General features: G+C 56.5%; 1 protein-coding gene. It reads right to left on the bottom strand.

Annotated features, from left to right (window positions below; translation table 11 throughout):
• Nucleotides 1-220 precede the first annotated feature (220 nt).
• The gene (locus B7R21_RS19895; RefSeq protein ID WP_147305996.1) at nucleotides 221-739 is read right to left on the bottom strand and encodes a hypothetical protein; all 519 of its coding nucleotides are present in this window, start codon (nucleotides 737-739) and stop codon (nucleotides 221-223) included.
• Nucleotides 740-871: the final 132 nt, after the last annotated feature.

Genomic DNA, 871 nt, shown 5'->3' with positions numbered 1-871 from the left:
CAACCAGAACACGCCTCACCCAACAGGCCCGGGGTGGGCCCGGCATAGGCCGCCCCGACACCGCTAAACGCCGAGGTGGTCTCCGCTTAGATTACCCAGGTGGTCCTGGCCTAGGTTGACATACTCAAGCACCATCGGTTTAGTCATCTCCGTTGACTCGCCGCATGGCCGTGCGGAGCTCCTCGAGGATAGGTCCGTTGGCTGGAACACGCCCCCACCATTATTGCCGTCCAAACGGCTCTTCGGGCACTACCGAAAGGGTGGTGGCGCGCAGCATGTCCTGCGAATCAGGTTGAGTGATTTTGTCGAACAATGTGTCCGCTAACGCAACCGATGGGATCGTCAGCTTGCGTCCAGTGGCGTTTTCTGAATCTTGCAGGGCGCGGTGAAGAATACTTCGAAAAGACAATGCCCCGACAAAGTCATCGAGAGTCCAACTCATCGGATTCAGGCCCCCCTGTTCTTGCGCTGCAAAGATAAGCCAGACCTCGGCAGCCCATCCGCGAACCACTTCTCGTAGCGACACGGAACGCGAGCCAAGTCTTACCTGCAACTTCCAATCCTGATCGAGGAGCCCCTGCGAGGAGAGAGCTGAATCGCCGTACTTGTTTCCCCCAGGCGGCGTTTGCGAGGGTAGGAGAACCTGAACGGCATTATCACTCGGGAAGTTCGCGTCGCCTTTAGGATTTTTCATTCTGCATGACTCAAAAATGATGTTGGCGACTTCAGCTTCGCCCAAAACTCGGGTCTGCCCAGAGTTCGGTTGTCATCTGATCTGTGAGATTTGATTCTCGCTGGAAGGATGTCAGTTATGGCAAAGGCATATCCGAAAGAGTTCCGTGATGACGTCGTGGCGGTGGCCCGGAAGGGC

Origin of the sequence: Subtercola boreus (genome assembly GCF_003399625.1) — a bacterium.
GTDB classification, from domain to species: Bacteria; Actinomycetota; Actinomycetes; order Actinomycetales; family Microbacteriaceae; genus Subtercola; species Subtercola boreus_C.
This window is presented reverse-complemented; position numbering and strand designations above follow the sequence as displayed.